Annotated in this window: 13 protein-coding genes; 7 read left to right on the forward strand and 6 right to left on the reverse strand. The window is 65.3% G+C overall.

The window, feature by feature from the left end; translation table 11 throughout:
* Positions 1-3 precede the first annotated feature (3 nt).
* Positions 4-2,112, reverse strand: a complete 2,109-nt coding sequence (recG, locus tag QUH67_RS17590) for an ATP-dependent DNA helicase RecG (RefSeq protein WP_300940050.1) — start codon at positions 2,110-2,112, stop codon at positions 4-6.
* A 202-nt stretch (positions 2,113-2,314) separates the two neighbouring features.
* Between recG and QUH67_RS17595 the strand changes: the two genes are divergently transcribed.
* Positions 2,315-2,605, forward strand: a complete 291-nt coding sequence (locus QUH67_RS17595) for an FAD assembly factor SdhE (protein ID WP_300948081.1) — start codon at positions 2,315-2,317, stop codon at positions 2,603-2,605.
* The gene (gene mfd / locus QUH67_RS17600) at positions 2,602-6,120 is read left to right on the forward strand and encodes a transcription-repair coupling factor (protein ID WP_300940051.1); all 3,519 of its coding nucleotides are present in this window, start codon (positions 2,602-2,604) and stop codon (positions 6,118-6,120) included. The genes QUH67_RS17595 and mfd overlap by 4 nt, the downstream gene beginning before the upstream one ends.
* A 102-nt stretch (positions 6,121-6,222) precedes the next feature.
* On the opposite strand, the gene QUH67_RS17605 is transcribed toward mfd, so the two are convergent.
* From QUH67_RS17605 to QUH67_RS17615, 3 genes are all read right to left on the reverse strand, one after another.
* A complete protein-coding gene (locus QUH67_RS17605; protein ID WP_300940052.1) occupies positions 6,223-7,452 on the reverse strand; it encodes a GGDEF domain-containing protein in 1,230 nt (409 codons plus the stop codon).
* A 90-nt stretch (positions 7,453-7,542) separates the two neighbouring features.
* Positions 7,543-9,048, reverse strand: coding sequence for an AMP-binding protein (locus QUH67_RS17610; RefSeq protein ID WP_300940053.1), 1,506 nt, complete (start codon positions 9,046-9,048; stop codon positions 7,543-7,545).
* A gap of 44 nt (positions 9,049-9,092) precedes the next feature.
* Positions 9,093-10,952, reverse strand: coding sequence for an extracellular solute-binding protein (locus QUH67_RS17615; RefSeq protein WP_407080330.1), 1,860 nt, complete (start codon positions 10,950-10,952; stop codon positions 9,093-9,095).
* Positions 10,953-11,180: 228 nt separating this feature from the next.
* On the opposite strand from QUH67_RS17615, the gene QUH67_RS17620 reads away from it, so the two are divergent.
* Positions 11,181-11,948 (forward strand): invasion associated locus B family protein, encoded by a 768-nt coding sequence (locus QUH67_RS17620; protein ID WP_300940054.1) that lies wholly within the window; start codon positions 11,181-11,183, stop codon positions 11,946-11,948.
* 66 nt (positions 11,949-12,014) lie between these two features.
* Here the strand turns inward: QUH67_RS17620 and hspQ are convergent, their stop codons facing one another.
* Positions 12,015-12,347, reverse strand: a complete 333-nt coding sequence (gene hspQ / locus QUH67_RS17625) for a heat shock protein HspQ (RefSeq protein ID WP_300940055.1) — start codon at positions 12,345-12,347, stop codon at positions 12,015-12,017.
* Between the two features lie 122 nt (positions 12,348-12,469).
* Between hspQ and QUH67_RS17630 the strand changes: the two genes are divergently transcribed.
* The gene (locus QUH67_RS17630) at positions 12,470-13,423 is read left to right on the forward strand and encodes an AEC family transporter (RefSeq protein ID WP_300940056.1); all 954 of its coding nucleotides are present in this window, start codon (positions 12,470-12,472) and stop codon (positions 13,421-13,423) included.
* A 159-nt stretch (positions 13,424-13,582) separates the two neighbouring features.
* Here the strand turns inward: QUH67_RS17630 and QUH67_RS17635 are convergent, their stop codons facing one another.
* Positions 13,583-14,773, reverse strand: coding sequence for a UbiH/UbiF family hydroxylase (locus QUH67_RS17635; RefSeq protein ID WP_300940057.1), 1,191 nt, complete (start codon positions 14,771-14,773; stop codon positions 13,583-13,585).
* A gap of 133 nt (positions 14,774-14,906) precedes the next feature.
* Between QUH67_RS17635 and pcsA the strand changes: the two genes are divergently transcribed.
* The 3 genes from pcsA to QUH67_RS17650 all read left to right on the forward strand — a co-directional run bounded on the left by pcsA (position 14,907) and on the right by QUH67_RS17650 (position 17,434).
* The gene (gene pcsA, locus QUH67_RS17640; protein WP_300940058.1) at positions 14,907-15,641 is read left to right on the forward strand and encodes a phosphatidylcholine synthase; all 735 of its coding nucleotides are present in this window, start codon (positions 14,907-14,909) and stop codon (positions 15,639-15,641) included.
* A complete protein-coding gene (locus tag QUH67_RS17645; RefSeq protein WP_300940059.1) occupies positions 15,638-16,369 on the forward strand; it encodes a TerC family protein in 732 nt (243 codons plus the stop codon). Before pcsA ends, QUH67_RS17645 begins: the two co-directional genes overlap by 4 nt.
* 90 nt (positions 16,370-16,459) lie before the next feature.
* Positions 16,460-17,434, forward strand: coding sequence for a quinone oxidoreductase family protein (locus QUH67_RS17650; protein WP_300940060.1), 975 nt, complete (start codon positions 16,460-16,462; stop codon positions 17,432-17,434).
* Positions 17,435-17,938 lie beyond the last annotated feature (504 nt).

The following is a 17,938-nucleotide window of genomic DNA, read 5'->3' on the forward strand; positions in this document are numbered from 1 at the left end:
GAATCATCCCGCCCCGATCAGCGGCACCGCCTCATCGCGCTCATATAGATACAGCAGGCACCGCAGCGCCTCGCCGCGATCGCCTTTCAGTTTCGGATTATCCTTCATGATCCGCAGCGCCTCGTCGCGCGCCTGCGTGATCAATTGGGCGTGCACGTCGGGGCGGGCGATGCGGTAGCCGGGCAGGCCGCTCTGGCGGATGCCGAGCACGTCGCCTTCGCCGCGCAGCTTCAAATCCTCTTCCGCGATCCGAAAGCCGTCGGTGGTCTCCCGGATCACCTTCAGCCGTGCTTTCGACATCTCCCCGAGCGGCTCCTTGTAGAGCAGCAGGCACGTTGAGGCCTCCGAGCCCCGTCCGATCCGGCCGCGCAGCTGGTGCAGTTGCGCGAGCCCGAAGCGTTCGGCGTTCTCGATTACCATGATGGTCGCAGCGGGAACGTCGACGCCGACCTCCACTACCGTGGTCGCCACCAGCAGCCCGATCTCGTGGGCGGCGAATTGCGCCATCACGCGGTCTTTCTCGGTGCCCTTCATCTGGCCGTGGACGAGACCGACTTTGTCGCCAAAACGCTCTCGCAGCTTCTCAAACCGCTCGGTGGCATTGGTGAGGTGCTCGGTGCCTTCGGCCTCCGATTCCTCCACCAGCGGGCAGATCCAGTAGACCAGCTTGCCGGCTTGCAGCGCGCGGCCAATGCTATCCGTCACTTCGTCAAGACGGCTCATCGAAATGGTACGGGTTTCGATCGGTTGCCGGCCCGCCGGTTTCTCGCGCAGCTCGGAGACGTCCATGTCGCCGAAATACGTCAGCACCAGGGTGCGCGGGATCGGCGTCGCGCTCAACACCAGCACGTCGACCGCGTCGCCTTTGTTGGTCAGCGCCAGCCGTTCGCGCACGCCAAAACGATGCTGTTCGTCGACCACCGCCAGCGCCAGCGCCTTGTAGATCACATCGTCCTGGATCAGCGCGTGGGTGCCGACCAGAAAATCGATCTCGCCGGCTTCCAGCCGCGCCAGAATCTCGCGCCGTTCCTTGCCCTTCTCGCGCCCGGTCAGGATCGCCACCCGCATGCCGGCGCGCTCGGCCAGCGGCGCGATGGTCTTGATGTGCTGGCGCGCGAGCAGTTCGGTCGGCGCCATCAGCGCTGCCTGCTTGCCGACCTCCGTGACCGCAGCGGCGGCCAGCAGCGCCACCACCGTCTTGCCGGACCCCACGTCGCCCTGCAGCAGCCGCAGCATCCGCACCGGCTGCCGCAGATCCTCGGCGATCGCCGCGGCCGCCTCGCGCTGTGAGGACGTCAATGCGTAGGGCAGGGCGTCGATGATCTTGTGGCGCAAATGGCCGTCGCCGGCATTGCGGTCGCCGGCCGGCCGCCGCAGCTGCGCGCGCACCAGTGCCAGCGCCAGTTGACCGGCGAGCAGTTCGTCGAAGGCGAGCCGCGACCAGAACGGACCATCGGGCAAGATGTCGGTAAGCTCGACCGGCACATGCACGCGGTTCAGCGCCTCGCGGATCGGCGGAAAGCTGCAGCGACGGATGACTTCCGGGCTGATCCACTCGGGCAAATCAGGCAGTTTCAGCAGCGCCTGCGCGATCGCGCGGCGCAGCGAGCCGAGCGCCAGGCCCTCGGTGAGCGGATAGACGGGATCGATGCCGCTGAGTTTGGCAAATCCGGCCTCGTCCACCACGCGATCGGGATGCACGATCTGCGGGGTGCCGTCATACATTTGCAGCGTGCCGGAGACATAGCGCTTCTCGCCGACCGGCAGCAGCTTTTCGACATAACCGGGCTTGGCGCGAAAGAATGTCAGCACCACGTCGCCGGTTTCGTCAGAGGCGTAGACGAGATAGGGTGCGCGCGAATTGCGCGGCGGCGGCGGCCGGTGGCGATCGACGGTGACTTCCAGCGTCACCATGGTTCCCTGAACCGCTTCGCGAATCTTCGGCTGCGCCCGGCGGTCGATCACGCTGGCCGGCAAATGCAGCAGCAGATCGACCAGCCGCGGCGTCTCATCGCGCGACAGCAGATAGCGCAGCAGCTTGTCCTGCTTCGGCCCGACCCCTGGAAGGGTCGTGACCGGCGCAAACAAAGGATTGAGCAAAGTGGGGCGCATCGAGCTCTCGTCGCATGCAGGTGTCATGCGCGGGCTTGACCCGCGCATCCATCTTCAAGAGAGGATGGATTGCCGGGTCAAGCCCGGCAATGACAGGACAGTTGATAATCGCGAATACAAAGGGCTGACATTGGCTGCCCTGGTCGCTATATCAACCCCGCCCGGCACGCCGGGCTTTTGGCGTTCGGATGGGACCAGGGAAATGACGGGTACGACACGGTCGAGCGGCGGCCTCGACGACCGCCGCAAGCGGCTTTTGTTCCGCTGCTGGCATCGCGGTACCCGCGAGATGGATCTTATCCTCGGCCGCTTTGCGGATGCAGAGATATCGACCCTGCGCGATGATGAACTGGCCGATCTCGAGCAACTGATCGAGCTGCCCGATCCCGATCTCTCTGCCGCGTTGATCGGCGACGCGCCGCTTGATCCGGAATACGCGACCGCGCTGTTCCACCGCATCAAGTCGTTTCGCGCCGTGGACCGCGACGCATGAAGGCGCCGGTCAAATCGCCCGCAACGCTGCTGGCTCCCGGCCGCGCGCTGACCTTCGCCAACGTTGCCGAAGGCGCCGAGGGACTGGTCGTCTCCGATCTGGCGCGCGCGGTGGCGGCACGGCCGAAACCGCCCGCCGTGAGTCTGGCCGTGGTCTGCCGCGACGGCCCGCGCATGCAGCAGCTGGCGCGGGCGCTGGAATTCTTCGCGCCCGATCTGCCGGTGATGCAGTTTCCGGCCTGGGACTGCCAGCCCTATGACCGGGTGTCGCCGCATGGCGGCATCCTGGCGCAACGCCTGACCACGCTGGCGCGGCTGTCGCGCCTGACGGGCAGCGACAAGCCGCTGATCGTGCTGACCACGGTCAACGCCATCGTGCAGCGCGTGCCGGCCCGCGAAGTCGTCGCGGCGCAGGCGCTGTCGGTGGCGCCCGGCCATGTCGTGCCGATGGACTCGATCGTGGCCTGGCTGGAGCACAATGGCTACAACCGCTCCTCGACCGTACGCGAGCCCGGCGAATATGCCGTACGCGGCGGCATCCTCGACCTGTTTCCGGCCGGCCTCGATCAGCCGGTGCGGTTTGACTTCTTCGGCGACTCCCTCGAATCGATCCGCACTTTCGACGCCGAAACCCAGCGCACGCTGCTCGGCATGCGCGCGCTCGATCTGGTTCCGGTCTCGGAATTCCAGCTCGTCACCGAAACCATCCGCCGCTTCCGCATGGGCTATGTCGCGACCTTCGGCGCGCCGCAGCGCGACGACCTGCTGTATGAAGCCGTCAGCGAGGGCCGCCGCCATCCCGGCATCGAGCACTGGCTGCCGCTGTTCCAGGAGCGGATGGACACGCTGTTCGATTATCTCGACGGCGCGCCGGTCGCGATCGAGCCGCAGGGCGAGGACGCCGCCCGCGAGCGTTTCAAGCAGATCCAGGATTATTACGAGGCGCGGCGCGAGGCGCTGGATCATCCAGGCTCCGGCGCGATCTACAAGCCGTTGCCGCCGGATCGGCTCTATCTGACGGAATCCGAGTGGACCGAACGCCTGGCTGAGGCTGCGGTGGCGCGGCTGACGCCGTTTGCGGTGCCGGACGACAGCACTGATGTGTTCGACGCCGGCGCGCGTCAGGGCCGCAATTTCACGCCCGAGCGCGCCGACACATCGGTCAACGTGTTCGAAGCCGTGGTGGCGCATGTGCAGGCGCTGCAGGCCCAGCGCAAGAAGGTGGTGATCACGCTGTGGAGCGAAGGATCGCGCGACCGCATGGACAGCATGCTGCGCGACCACAAGCTTGCCAACCTCACCAGCGTCAACGCCTGGCGCACGGTGCAGGCGACGCCGCGCAACGAGACCATGCTGGCCGTGGTCGGCATGGAAAGCGGCTTTGAGACCGACGAATTCGCCGTCATCAGCGAGCAGGACATTCTGGGCGACCGTCTGGTGCGGCCGCGCAAATCGAGCCGCAAGCTCGACAACTTCATCTCCGAAGTCACAAGTCTCGCCACCGGCGATCTCGTGGTTCACGTCGAGCACGGCATCGGGCGCTTTGTGGGCCTGCAGACCATCGAGGTTGGTGGCGCGCCGCATGACTGCCTCGAACTGCGTTACGCCGCCGAAACAAAGCTGTTCCTGCCGGTCGAGAACATCGAACTGCTGTCGCGCTACGGCTCCGACGGCGCCAATGTCGAACTGGATCGGCTCGGCGGCGGCGGCTGGCAGGCGCGCAAGGCAAAACTCAAGAACCGCATCCGCGAGATCGCCGGCGAACTGATCAAGATCGCGGCCGAACGGCAGCTGCACGAAGCGCCGAAAATGCCGGTACAGCCCCATGTCTATGACGAGTTCTGCGCGCGCTTCCCGTATGAAGAAACCGAGGACCAGCTCGGCGCCATCACGTCCACGCTGAAGGACCTCGAAAGCGGCCGGCCCATGGACCGGTTGATCTGCGGCGACGTCGGCTTCGGCAAGACCGAGGTGGCGCTGCGCGCGGCGTTTGCGGTAGCGCTCGACGGCAAGCAGGTCGCCGTGGTGGTGCCGACGACGCTCTTGGCCCGTCAGCACAGCAAGAATTTCGCCGAGCGTTTTCGCGGGTTTCCGGTCAACGTCGCGCAGGCCTCGCGCCTGATCCCGGCGAAGGAGCTGACGCAGGTCAAGAAGGGACTGACCGATGGCCAGGTCGACATCGTGGTGGGTACCCACGCGCTGCTCGGCAAGTCGATCAAGTTCAGGGATCTCGGGCTTCTGATCGTCGACGAGGAGCAGCACTTTGGCGTCAGCGCCAAGGAGCGGCTGAAGCAGTTGCGGGCGCAGGTGCACGTGTTGACGCTGAGCGCCACGCCGATTCCGCGCACGCTGCAACTGGCGCTGACCGGCGTGCGCGATCTCTCGATCATCGCCACGCCCCCGGTCGATCGCCTCGCGGTGCGCACCTTCGTGGCGCCGCACGACCCGCTGATGATCCGCGAGGCTTTGCTGCGCGAGCGCTACCGCGGCGGCCAGGCGTTCTACGTCGTGCCGCGGATCGAGGACCTCGCCAGCGTCAAGGATTTTCTCGACAAGAACGTGCCGGAGATGAAGGTCGCGGTTGCACACGGCCAGATGGCGCCGACCGTGATCGAGGACATCATGTCGGCGTTCTACGACGGCAAATACGACATCCTGCTCTCGACCACGATCATCGAGTCCGGCCTCGACATCCCGACCGCCAACACGCTGATCGTGCACCGCGCCGACATGTTCGGCCTGGCGCAGCTCTACCAGCTCCGTGGACGCGTGGGGCGCTCGAAGCTGCGCGCCTACGCCCTGTTCACGCTTCCGGCGCAGCAGAAGATCACGGCACAAGCCGAGCGGCGGCTGAAAGTGCTGCAGTCGCTGGAAACGCTCGGCGCGGGCTTCCAGCTCGCCTCGCACGACCTCGATATCCGGGGCGCCGGCAATCTGCTCGGCGAGGAGCAGTCCGGCCACATCAAGGAAGTCGGCTTCGAGCTCTATCAATCGATGCTGGAGGAGGCGATCCTCAACCTCAAGGCCGGCGTCACCGAGCCTGCCGCGGACCGCTGGTCGCCGCAGATCACCATCGGCATGCCGGTGCTGATCCCCGAGGATTACGTCAACGACCTCGCGGTGCGGCTGTCGCTGTATCGCCGGCTCGCCGATCTCGAGACCGACGAGGAGATCGACAATTTCGCCGCCGAGATGCGCGATCGTTTCGGCGTGCTGCCGGACGAAGTCCGCTATCTCTTCAAAGTCGCGGCGATCAAGGCCTATTGCCGGCGCGCCAATGTCGAGAAGGTCGATGCCGGACCGAAGGGCGCCGTCATCACCTTCCGCGACAACAAGTTCGCGCAGCCGGACCGGCTGGTGTTCTTCATCCGGCAGCACGGCCAGGCCGCAAAGGTACGGCCGGACATGAAGGTGGTGTTCCTGCAGGTGTGGAAGACCCCGGAAGAGCGGCTGATGGGGACGACCGAGATCTTGCGGCAACTCGCCAACCTCGCCGAGAGCAAGAAGGCGGCATAGCGCAGTTCAGGTAACTTCATGCCGAGCGCAGCGAGGCAGGCCATTGGGCCGCATGAAGCAGGATTGCTTCTTCACTCGCGACGTAGATAGACGCAAGCCTCGTCACGATGCGGCGCGATGGGCGTCTTCCTGCAACCGCGACCGCAGCGATTTCGCTGAATCGTTCGGCATCAGTGCGGCGACCGTGACGGCCGGCTCCGATCGTGCGTCGCGGTGACCGTGACTGGTATGGCGCATCACGCTCGACAGCCGCCGCGCAATGCTGTGCGCTGACTTCAGATCGGCTTCGGCGAACACCACGACAACCGAGCCGTCCTCAAGGGCAGCGCCAAAATCCATTTGCCGCATTAGTCGGCTGATGATCCGCGCGCCGTCGAATTGCGCGCGGGGATGTTCGGGATCGAACGCGAAGCGGGCGACCGACAATCCGCCGCCGCGCTGCTGGGTCTGGTAGATCGCGCTGGCGAAGTCGCGCTCGAAGGCCTCCGGGGTAAGCAGGCCGGTCCGCGCATCGATCAGGCCGTCGGCGTCGATGGCCTTCAGCGTGCGGCTCAGAAGCGCTTCGAAGGTATGCTGACGGACCAGCGGGAGTGCGGTCGCGACCACCTCGGCAGCGGCGTCGGAAACGACCTCAAGGTTCGGCAGATCGTAGGTCGGCGCCAGGTCGCACGCCGTCACGATGATGGGAAGGTTGCGGAAGCGGGCGTCCTCCGTCAGCACGGTGAGGAAGGCGTCGATCACGCGCGGGCTAAAACCCTCGCCGAGCACGATGCCGTCGATGTCCCTGACGTTGAGATGCTTGGCGGCGGCCTCGATCGACAGCGCGCCGACCACGCCGGTGCGCTCGCCGAGCGCCACCGACAGCGCTGGATAGGCGCTGCCGCGGCCGATCAGCAGCATGGTGGTGTCGCGCGCCGGATCGATCTGCGACAACGCCATCGGTGTCGACGGCACCAGCCGGCGCATCACCGTTGCATGCAGCGAGCGCACGCGCAGCGCGGCGCGCAGGCGCGCTACCAGGCGGTCCGGACTGCCACCTTGGGTCTGAAGGAAAGGAATGACGTTGTCAGGATGCGGCCGATCCGGATTGACCGCGATCAGTGGCAGGTAGGGCTGACGTGCCGCAGCGCACTCGGCCAGTTGCGCCAGTCCGGCCGCATCGGCGTCGGCGCTTGATGCCAGCACGGCTGCCGGTTGCACCTGTTCGACCGCCTGCACCGCATCGGCCCATTCGGTCTCGACCACCGGGAACAGCCGGCCGATGTCAAGCGTGGTGGCAAAGGACGGCCGCCTCGCGGCTGACACGACGAGGATCGGACCTTGCTGGGACATTCTTTGGAACTCGTGTCAGGGCGCGTCTGGGAGCCACGAGTCTAGTGTGCGGCGCTTAATGCAGCGTCAACGCCAGCCTTAAGAAGATCTTCAGACGGCGTTGTTCCGATCGCGAAATGCTTCGATCATCAAGGGGTTAAGACCGAGTTCTGCCAGCGCCTCGCGGGCCCTCGCATTGTCGATCGCACGGCCGGCGAGCCGGTGGCCGCTGAGGCGGTCGGGCAGGGCGGTCAGCAGCGCGCCCTGGCCCAGCCGCCGCGCCCATTCTTGCAGGTCCTGCGCCAGAAAGCGGTAACCGCCGACGGCCATGACACCGGACGGCGGCGCGGTGATGTTGACCGCGCCGGTCACGCGGTCGAGCCGCGCGGCGTAGTCCGTGTCGACGTAGTCGCGCGGCGGCGCTGCGATCAGGGAGTCGCTTGGCGGGGGAGGCGGCGCATAGGCCGCGACCGGCACCATCGGCCCGCGCAGTCCGAGCGTGCCGCGCGGCGTCAGCACGATATCGCCGGCGATCGACGAGCCCGGCAAGTCGCGCGGGGCGCCGTGGGGGCCGGGCTTGATGCGTGCGGGCGTGCCGTCGTCTGCAATCCGGCGCGCGCCGAACAGCCCGGCCTCGCCGAACAGATAGACGTCGGTCAGCGTCGCCTGCTTCGAGGCCCAGGCCGCGCTGGAGCCGACCTGTTCGGGTGTGCGCCACAGGCCGATGACATTGCGCAGGCTCGGCATCCGCGTGGCGAGATCCATCTCGTCGAGCCGCAACGCCAGTTGCGCCGGCGCAATCAGCGTGTCGCAGGACTGCTCGTTGATTTGCTGCTCCAGCGCCTCCTCGTCGAACGGATGGTGCAGCACCAGCGTTCCGCCCGACAGCAGCCAGACCGCCAGCGACGACGTGAGGCCGGCAAACGACATCGGCGAGAACGCCGACAGCACCGTTGCGCCTTGCGGCACGTCGCTTTCGAGCGATATCGCAAGGCCTCCGGCGATCAGGCCGAGATGGGCGCGGGGGACTGGTCGGAAGCCGTCTGCGGTGACGTCGAAGGAAATCAGCGCCGCCTTGCGGCCGTCCTGGATCACCGCGCGTGTGGTCAGGGATTCCCGGAAAATCGCGTTGTCGAGCGAGGCCATCCCTTCGGGCAAATCGTTGCCGAAGCCGCAAACATGGCGGATTGAAAAGGCCTCGGCGGCGGCGTTCATGGCGATGTCGGAATAGACCACGCCGTCGATCGTGCTCGAGGTCACGATCCCCCGCGCCGCGGTGCGGTTGAGCGCCATGGTCAGTTCCGACTGCCGCCAGAGCAGCGGCAGCACCGCAACGACGAGGCCGGCGCGGAAGGCGGCGAGCACGGTGAGTGCGAATTCGATGGTGTTGGGCAGTTGAATCGCAATGACCGAATTGGACGGCAGGCCGGATTCGATGAAATGCGCCGATAGCGCCGAGATCATGCGGTCGGCCTGCGCGAAGGTGAGCCGCTTCGGCGGCTGGCCGGTCACGCGCTGCTTGTTGAGCGGATCGACCAGCGCCAGCGCATCCGGCTGCCGCGCCAGGTTCCGTTTGAACAGCGTATCGAGCGTTGGCGAAGCGGTGGGCTGGGTCACGGCGTTACTTCGGCTCTGTCATGAGGGTTGCACGGTAGGGTCATTCACTTCGCTTCGGGCTTCCGCCACCAGGTTTCCGGGAGGTAGCCGGTTAGCGCGGTAGCCTTGGATCGTTCTATCCGATTCCAGCGTGCGATCCATTGATCCTGCATGTTAAAGACGGGGATAGCGTAAAACCCCGACATCAAAACCCGGTCCAGCGCCCGCACCGCGGAGATGAAGGCCGGCCGCTCCCGCGCTTCGAGCAGCACGGCGATCAGGGCGTCGATAGCCGGCTCCTTGGCCCCCATGTAGTTCCGGGTGCCTGGAATATCGGCGGCCTGGCTGCCGAAGTAGAACGACTGCTCGTTGCCGGGGGAGAGCGATTGATCCCAGCGGTTCTGCAGCATGTCGAATTCGTAGGCGAGACGGCGCTGGTCGAACTGCACCGGATCGACCGCGCGAACGCTGGCCTCGATGCCGGCGCGCTTGAGGTCGCGCTGATAGGCGAGCGCGATCCGCTCCTGATCGCGCGTGGTCACCAGGATTTCGAAGGTGAAGGGGGTTTTTGTGGTTCGCTGCCGCAACACGGCGCCGTCGAGTTCGTAGCCGGCGTCCGACAGCAATTTGAGGGCGCTGCGCAGCGTCGTCCGGTCGCGTCCCGAGCCGTCGGTGACGGGCAGGCGGTAGCTGCCGTCGAGGATCTCCGGCGGGATGCGCTCCGAGAACGGTTTTAGAAGTTCGCGCTCGCGGTCGTCGGCCGGGCGGCCATAGGCGGACAGTTCGGATCCCGCAAAGAACCCCGCCGCGCGCGGGTAGAGGCCGAAAAAGTAGTTGCGGTTGATCCACTCGAAATCGAATAGCAGCGTCAGCGCCTGGCGCACGCGGATGTCCGAAAACGCCGGGCGGCGGGTGTTGAACACCAAAAATTCCGACGGCTGCGGCGTCCCAGGCCTGATGGTGTCGCGGATCACTTCGCCGCTGCGGGCGGCCGGAAAATCGTAGCCCTCATGCCAGCGCAGCGGTTCGTATTCGACGCGAAAATCGTAGAGGCTGCGTTTGAACGCCTCGAACTGGCCGTTGGACTCGCGGTAATAATCGAGCCGGATCTCGTCGAAGTTCCACAAGCCGCGATTGACCGGCAGATCGCGGCCCCAGTAATCGGGATTGCGGGTCAGCGTCACGCTGGCTCCCGGCTTGACGGCGGCGACGCGATAGGGGCCGGAACCGACCGGTCCGGTCATCGTCGTTTCCTCGAAGGTCGCGGGATCGACCGCGTGCCGCGGCAACACCGGCATCAGGCCGAGGATCAGCGGCAGCTCGCGGTCGTTGATGCCGCCGAAGTCGAATCGCACGGTAAGCGGATCAAGCGCCTCGCCTTTCACGACCTTGGAATAGTACTGGCGGTGATTGGGCCGGCCCTTGTCGCGCAACAGTTCCCAGGAGAACAGCACGTCGTCGGCCGTGACCGGCTTGCCGTCGGAAAAGCGCGCTTTGGGGTTGAGGCGGAAGGTGACGTAGCTGCGCGCATCGTCGGTCTCGACGCTCTTGGCCAGCAGGCCGTAAAGCGTGAAAGCCTCGTCGTTGCCCCGCGTCATCAGGCTCTCGACCACGAACCCCCTGATCTGCTGGATCGCGATGCCGCGGACGACGAAGGGATTGAGGCTGTCAAAGGTTCCGAGCAGGCCCCAGACCAGCCGACCGCCCTTCGGTGCCTCCGGATCGGCGTAGGGCATATGCGTGAAATCGGGCGGCAGGGCCGGGGTGCCATGCATCGCCAGTGCGTGGCTCTCGGTTGCTTTTGCATCGCAAAACGGCGTCAGCCGCCCCACACCCAGCGCGAGGGCGAAACACGCCAATACACGCAGGCGGATACGCCCGTGGGCGGTCACTGGCGGGCAGGAGTGTGATTCGAAAATGCGCACTTGAAAGCTTTACCATAGGCTTCGGCCGCGCCCTCTCGGGAATGCCAAAGATACCTGTCGGCATTGATCTTTTCGCCTGCCGCTGTATTGAAGGCGGGCAATCAGCAAGGGCGGGAACAAAGGTCACGTATCCGCCTCAATTGCCAACGAGATAGCCGCCGAAGCGCGGGGTGAGGTGTCGGTGCCTGTGCGGTTTCGGGCGCTGCCGTTCAGAAAGGGTTTTCCGCAATGAATTTCCGTATCTTGGCCGGACCAGTCCGGCCGCATGGGCAGCTTGTGGCCCTGTTGGCGGCCTCGGCACTGTCGGCGACGTTGATGGTGTCAGGTGCGCAGGCCCAGACGCCCGCGCCGGCGCCGGCCGCACCGAAGGCCGCGCCCAAGGCGGCTCCGAAACAGCCCGCGCCGCCGGCGGCCCAGCAGGCCCCTGCGGCCGGTGCCCCCGCGGCCCAGCCGCAGGAACAGCAGGTGCAGCTGATCTACGCGCCCTGGACCAAGTTCTGCCTGAAGGGCCAGGAAGCCGGCGCCAAGCAGGTCTGCTTTACCGGCAAGGACGGCCGCATCGAGTCCGGCCAGCCCGTCATCGCCGCCGTGATCATCGAGCCGGAAGGCGAGCCGAAGAAGCTTTTGCGCGTGACGCTGCCGCTCGGCATGCAGCTCGTGCACGGCACCCGCATCATCGTCGACAGCAACGCGCCGCTGCAGGGGCCGTACGTCATCTGCTTCCAGAACGGCTGCATGTCCGACTACGAAGCGACGCCCGAGCTGATCGCCAGCCTGAAGAAGGGCCAGAACCTCGTCGTTCAGGCGATCAATTCCAACGGCGCGCCGCTGACGCTGCCGCTGCCGCTCGCGGGCGAGTTCGCCAAGGCCTATGACGGCCCGCCGACCGACCCGAAGCAGTTCGAGGAAAACCAGAAGAAGCTGCAGGAAGAGCTGCAGAAGAAGGCCGAAGAGCAGCGCAAGAAGCTCGAGAGCGCCAACCCGGCGACGAAGTAGCCGCCGCAGCAGGACAACGCAAAAGGCGCCCGAACGGGGCGCCTTTTTTGTTGCGGATGAAGCTCGTCAGTTCAGCGAGGGATTGCGCGGGCGGTAGCCGCCAGACTTGTCCTTGATGAAGATCTCGGCGACCTGCGAGTGGCGGATCGGCTCGCCGGAATCGTCCGGCAGCAGGTTCTGCTCGGAGACATAGGCGACGTATTCGGACTCCGAGTTTTCCGCCAGCAGGTGATAGAACGGCTGATCCTTGTGGGGCCGTACCTCCTCGGGGATCGACAACCACCATTCCTCGGTATTGTTGAATTCGGGATCGATGTCGAAAATCACGCCCCGGAATGAAAACACCCGGTGGCGGACGATCTGCCCGATCTGGAATTTGGCGGTGCGCGCTTTGATCATGTCCCGTCGAATAGACCATGATTGTGGCCGATGCTAGGGGCATGCGGACGAATTAACCTTTACGCGTGGTGGCGATGTCCTGTGCCATACCCCCGAAATCGCTGACGAAAAGACCTTCCTAGATGGCCGATATCCTCAACCTCGCGCTTCCCTACTTTGGATTGATTTTTATCGGCTTTGCCTGCGGCAAGGCGAGGGGCCTGCCCGAGTCCGGCCTCGCCTGGATGAACTTCTTCCTGCTGTACGTTTCCCTGCCGGCGTTGCTGTTCCGCATCATGTCGGACACGCCGTTTGCCGAACTGAACAACCCGCCGTTTCTGATCGCGACCACCCTGGCGACCGTCAGCGCCTTCGCCCTCGCGATGGTGGTGGGCCGCGTCTTCGGCGAACTGTCGCTGCGCAAGGCGACCATGGCAGGCCTGGCCGGCGCGTACGGCAATATCGGCTATATGGGCCCCGGGCTGGCGCTGGCGGTGCTGGGGACGAAAGCGGCGGCGCCGACCGCGCTGATCTTCTGCTGCGACAGCATCTTCCTGTTCACCATCGTGCCGCTGCTGATGGCGCTGACCGATCGCGAGCAGAAGTCGTTGCTGCATGCGATCGGCATCGCCGCGCGGCAGATCGTGATGAACCCGCTGATCATGTCGGCGGTGCTGGGCGCGCTGGTGGCGGCCTTCCATATTCCGCTGCCGACGGTGCTCGACCGCACGCTGCTGTTCCTGCAGAACGCCGCGGCGCCGACCGCGCTGTTCGTGCTCGGCGTCACCGTGGCGCTGCGTCCGTTCGACCGCGTGCCGTGGGAAGTGCCCGGCGTGATCGCGATCAAGCTGCTGATCCATCCCTTGATCGTGTTCGGCCTGATGCTGCTGTTCGGACCGTTTGCGCAGCCCTGGGCGGCGACCGCGGTGCTGATGGCCGCGCTGCCGCCGGCGCTCAATGTGTTCGTGATCGCCCGGCAGAACAACACCTGGATCGAGCCGGCCTCCGTCGCCGTGCTGATCGGGACGTTCGCCTCCGTGGTTACGCTGACCAGCGTGATGTGGTTCATCCAGAACGGGCGGCTGGTGTTTCCGTGAGCGGGCACAACACAAAACATGCAAAACAACCCCATGCACAGTAGGCAAGGTGTTGTTTTATATAGTCATTCCAGCGGGCATTCGTAGCCCGCATGAGCTCTTGCGATATGCGGGAGCAGACCCCGGGGTCGCTGCGCTCGCCCGGGCTACGCAGCGGAGCTAACCGACGCGCCTCCAGCTCGGCGCCAGGCCCTCGCGCATCGCCAGCCGGCGCAGCGGGCCGAATGAGCCGAGCAGGTGCATGCCGGCGGCGCGCAGCGACTGGATGCCGATGAAATCGCTGAGCAGGGAACGGTTGGCGACGTCGATGGCGATCAGGCGGCTGGCGACATCGGCGCGGCGGGCGGACTGGTAGCGCGCCAGCACGGCGGGCGAGCCGGGATCCTCGCCGAGCGAGATCGCGTGGCCTGCGATGTCCGCGATGTCGGCGGCGTCGCGCAGGCCCATGTTGAGTCCTTGCGCGCCGATCGGCGGCACGACGTGGGCGGACTCGCCGACCAGCGCGACGCGATGGCTGGCGAACTTGTCGGGCCTCTCGATCGCCAGCGGAAACAGATTTCGTCCGCCTTCGACCTGGACGCGGCCGAGAATGGAGTGCGACTGCCGCTCCGCGGCCTCGGACAATTCGTCGTCGCCGAGCGACATCAACCGTGCGGCCTCGCGCGTCATTGCCACCCACACCACGCTGCAGCGATTGCCGGGCAGCGGCACGAACACGCACGGGCCTTGCGCGGTGTGAAACTCGGTGGAGATGCCGTTGTGGGGACGCGCGTGCGAGATGTTGAACGTCAGTGCCGATTGATGCAGGTCGCGGCGGCTGGTTCCGATCCGGGCCGCCGCGCGGGATGGGGAATGCCGGCCATCGGCACCGATCACCAGCCGCGCCGCGAGCTGCTCGCCATCGGCCGTATGGATGATGACGCTCGCATCCTGCGGGTCGATCGTTGCCGCCTCATCGTCAAATCGAGTCAAATTCGAAAGCTCGGCGGCACGCGCTTCGAGCGCAACCATTAACGATCTGTTGTCGATGTTGTAGCCGAACTGGTCGAGGCCGATCTCGTCGGAGGTAAAGCGCACTTCGGGCGCGCGGATTAGCCGGCCGGTATCGTCGACCAGCCGCATGGTCCGCAGGGCGGCGGCCTTGTCGTGGCAGAGGGGCCAGACGTCGAGGCGTTCCAGCAGATCGGTCGAGGCGCCCAGCAGCGCCGTGGTGCGGTTGTCGGCATAGGGGGCGCGGCGGGCGAGCAGGGCGGTTTTCGCGCCGGTCACAGCCAGCGCGACAGCAGCGGTCAGCCCAGCCGGGCCGCCACCGATCACGGCGGCGTCATAAATCTGCGATGCATTGTCCATACCGGACAATTGACGGTTAGGCCGGCATTTTCAAGCCATTAACCGGCCAAAAAGTTTCCACGCAATCGCGCGGCCGAACGCCGCAAGCGGCGGTATGCAAATCGCGGCGATTCCTGATAGCAAAGCCGGAGCAATGGACCAGACCACCGCACCAGAATCTCTCCCGGCGACCATCCGCGCGCGGACCGCCGCCTTCGCCGTCCATATCTTCACGGCGATGGGGGCCGGCATCGCGCTGCTGGCGATGCTGGAGGCGGTGCGCGAGCACTGGGCCAGCATGTTCGGCTGGCTCGGCATCGCCCTGATCGTGGATGCAATCGACGGTCCGCTGGCACGCCGGCTGGACGTCGTGCGGCTGCAGCCGAACTGGTCCGGCGATACGCTCGATCTCGTCGTTGATTTCCTGACCTATGTGTTCGTTCCGGCCTATGCGATTACCGCCAGCGGGCTGTTGCTGCCGCTGGCGGCGCCGCTGCTCGGCATCGGCATCATGGTATCGGGCGCGCTGTATTTTGCCGACCGGCGCATGAAGGCGTCCGACAATCATTTCCGCGGGTTTCCTGCGCTGTGGAACGCCGCCGCGTTCTATCTGTTCCTGCTGCACCTGCCGCCGGTTCTGTCGACGCTCGGCATCGCCGTCCTGATTGCGCTGACGTTTGCGCCGTTTCATGTGCTACATCCGATCCGGGTGGTGCGTCTGCGCTGGCTGACGCTGTGGCTGATGGCCGTTGGCGCCGGGCTGGCGGTCTATACGCTGGTCCGCGACTTCAACGTCGGCGCGCCCGTGGTTGCCGGGCTTTGCGCGATTGCGCTTTATGTGATCGGAAGTGACGCGGTGATTCGCCAAATGAAGTCGTTCAGAGCATGATGGAATTATTGACAAGCCCCGAAGCCTGGGCGGCGCTGCTGACATTGACGGCGCTGGAAATCGTCCTCGGCATCGACAATGTGATCTTCATTTCGGTGATCGTCTCGCGCATCCCGCCGGAGCAGGCCAAGCGCGCGCGCCAGATCGGATTGCTGCTGGCGCTGGTGTTCCGCATCGTCTTGCTCAGCATGCTGGTGTGGCTGATTGGACTGACCGAGCCCGTCATCACCGTGAAGAACGTTGCGTTGTCATGGAGGGACATCATCCTGATCGGCGGCGGCGCGTTCCTGATCGCCAAGGCAACGCATGAAATTCATGGCGAGGTGGAAGCGCGTGAAGCTGGAACCGATTCCGGGACCGGCGCGGGGTCCAAGGCATTCTTCTGGGTGATCGTCCAGATCATCATCGTCGATCTGGTGTTTTCGCTGGACTCGATCATCACCGCGATCGGCATGGCGCAGGAGATCGAGATCATGGTCGCGGCCGTCGTGATCGCCTGTATCGTCATGTACGTCTCGTCGGGCCCGGTGGCCGCGTTCGTCGCCGATCACCCTACCACCAAGATGCTGGCGCTGGCCTTCCTGGTGCTGATCGGCATGGCGCTGGTGGCGGACGGATTCCAATTCCACATCCCGCGCGCCTATATCTACTTTGCCATGTTGTTTGCGGCGGCCGTCGAACTGTTCAATGTGCTCGCCGGGCGCAACCGCCGGAAGGCGGCCAAGTAGCCGGCTTCCGCCGATCAGTTGACAAGGCGGCGGCGATGGCTTTCGTTCGCAGCCAGATTGGGCGCCTGCAATACCAAGGGAGAGACTGTCATGACCAAGGCCGTGCGCGTGCACAAGGTGGGGGGTCCGGAAGCCCTGGTGTATGAGGATGTCGAGGTGGCCGCGCCGGGCCCGGGGGAGGTCCGCCTCCGCCAGCACGCCGTCGGCCTGAATTTCATCGACGTCTATTTCCGCACCGGCCTCTACAAGGCGCCGGGCCTGCCGTTCATCGCCGGCAATGAAGCCGCCGGGGAGGTCGTGGCCGTCGGCCCGGGCGTCACCAATTTCCATCCCGGCGACCGCGTCGCCTATTACTTCAACCTTGGCGGCTACGCCAGCGAGCGGGTGATCCCGGCCGACAAGCTGGTCAAGCTGCCCGACCACATCACCTACGAGCAGGGCGCCGTGCTGATGCTCAAGGGGCTGACGGTCTGGTACCTGCTGCACAAGACCTTCAAGGTCGAACCCGGCCACCGCGTGCTGATCCACGCCGCCGCCGGCGGCATCGGGCTGCTGGCCTGCCAGTGGGCCAAGGCGCTCGGCGCGCATGTCATCGGCACCGTAGGCTCCAAGGCCAAGGCCGATCTCGCGCTCTCCAACGGCTGCGACCACGTCATCCTCTACAACGAGGAAGACTTTGTCGCGCGGGTGAAACAGATCAGCCGCAATGAACTCTGCGACGTGGTCTATGACGGCGTCGGCAAGACCACGTTCCCGGGCTCGCTGTCGTGCCTGCGGCCCCGTGGCCTGTTCGTCAGTTTCGGCAACGCCTCCGGCCCGGTGCCGCCGTTTCCGCTCGCCGAACTCAACAACCACGGCTCGCTGTTCGCGACCCGGCCCAAGCTCAACGACTATGTGTCCACCCGCAAGGAACTGCTCGAAGGCGCCGACACGTTGTTTGCGGCTGTCATCAACGGCAAGCTGCACGTGCCGATCAACCACGCCTACGCGCTGAAGGATGCGGCGAAGGCGCATACGGAGCTGGAGAGCCGGATGACGACGGGGGCGGCGATCTTGCGGCCGTAGAGGCCTCTCCGTCATTCCGGGGCACGCGAAGCGTGAACCTCAGATGTGTAATTGTACATCGGGGAATCCATCGTGCGACTGGCCATGCCGGTAGTTGGATTCCGGGCCTGCGCCTATCGGCGCATCCCGGAATGACGACGAGAGAGGTTACGCCACCCGTCTTGCCGCACCGGCTTTTGCGGCAGTTCATTCGTTGTCCGCGTGTTCGCATCTCCTACACGAAACCGGTTCGGGCGCTTGAATGCGCGAGGCCGGTTGTCGAAGAATGCCCTTGCCATTCAAGCGGGGCCACCGCACTCTAGGGACACTTGGAAACCGAGAAACTTGGAAACCGAGAAACTTGGAAATCGAGAAACCTGGAAATCCGAGGACATCTGGAAAATGAATCAGCGCTAATCAACGGTCAGAGCACGGGCTTTCGGCCTTGTCACTGACCACTCTTCGGCCTGCTCTCGCAGAGCCCGCGTTGATTGATCGCGTCGATTTTTCCTCCTTCGGAGCTTC

It is taken from the genome of Bradyrhizobium roseum, from assembly GCF_030413175.1.
GTDB classification, from domain to species: Bacteria; Pseudomonadota; Alphaproteobacteria; order Rhizobiales; family Xanthobacteraceae; genus Bradyrhizobium; species Bradyrhizobium roseum.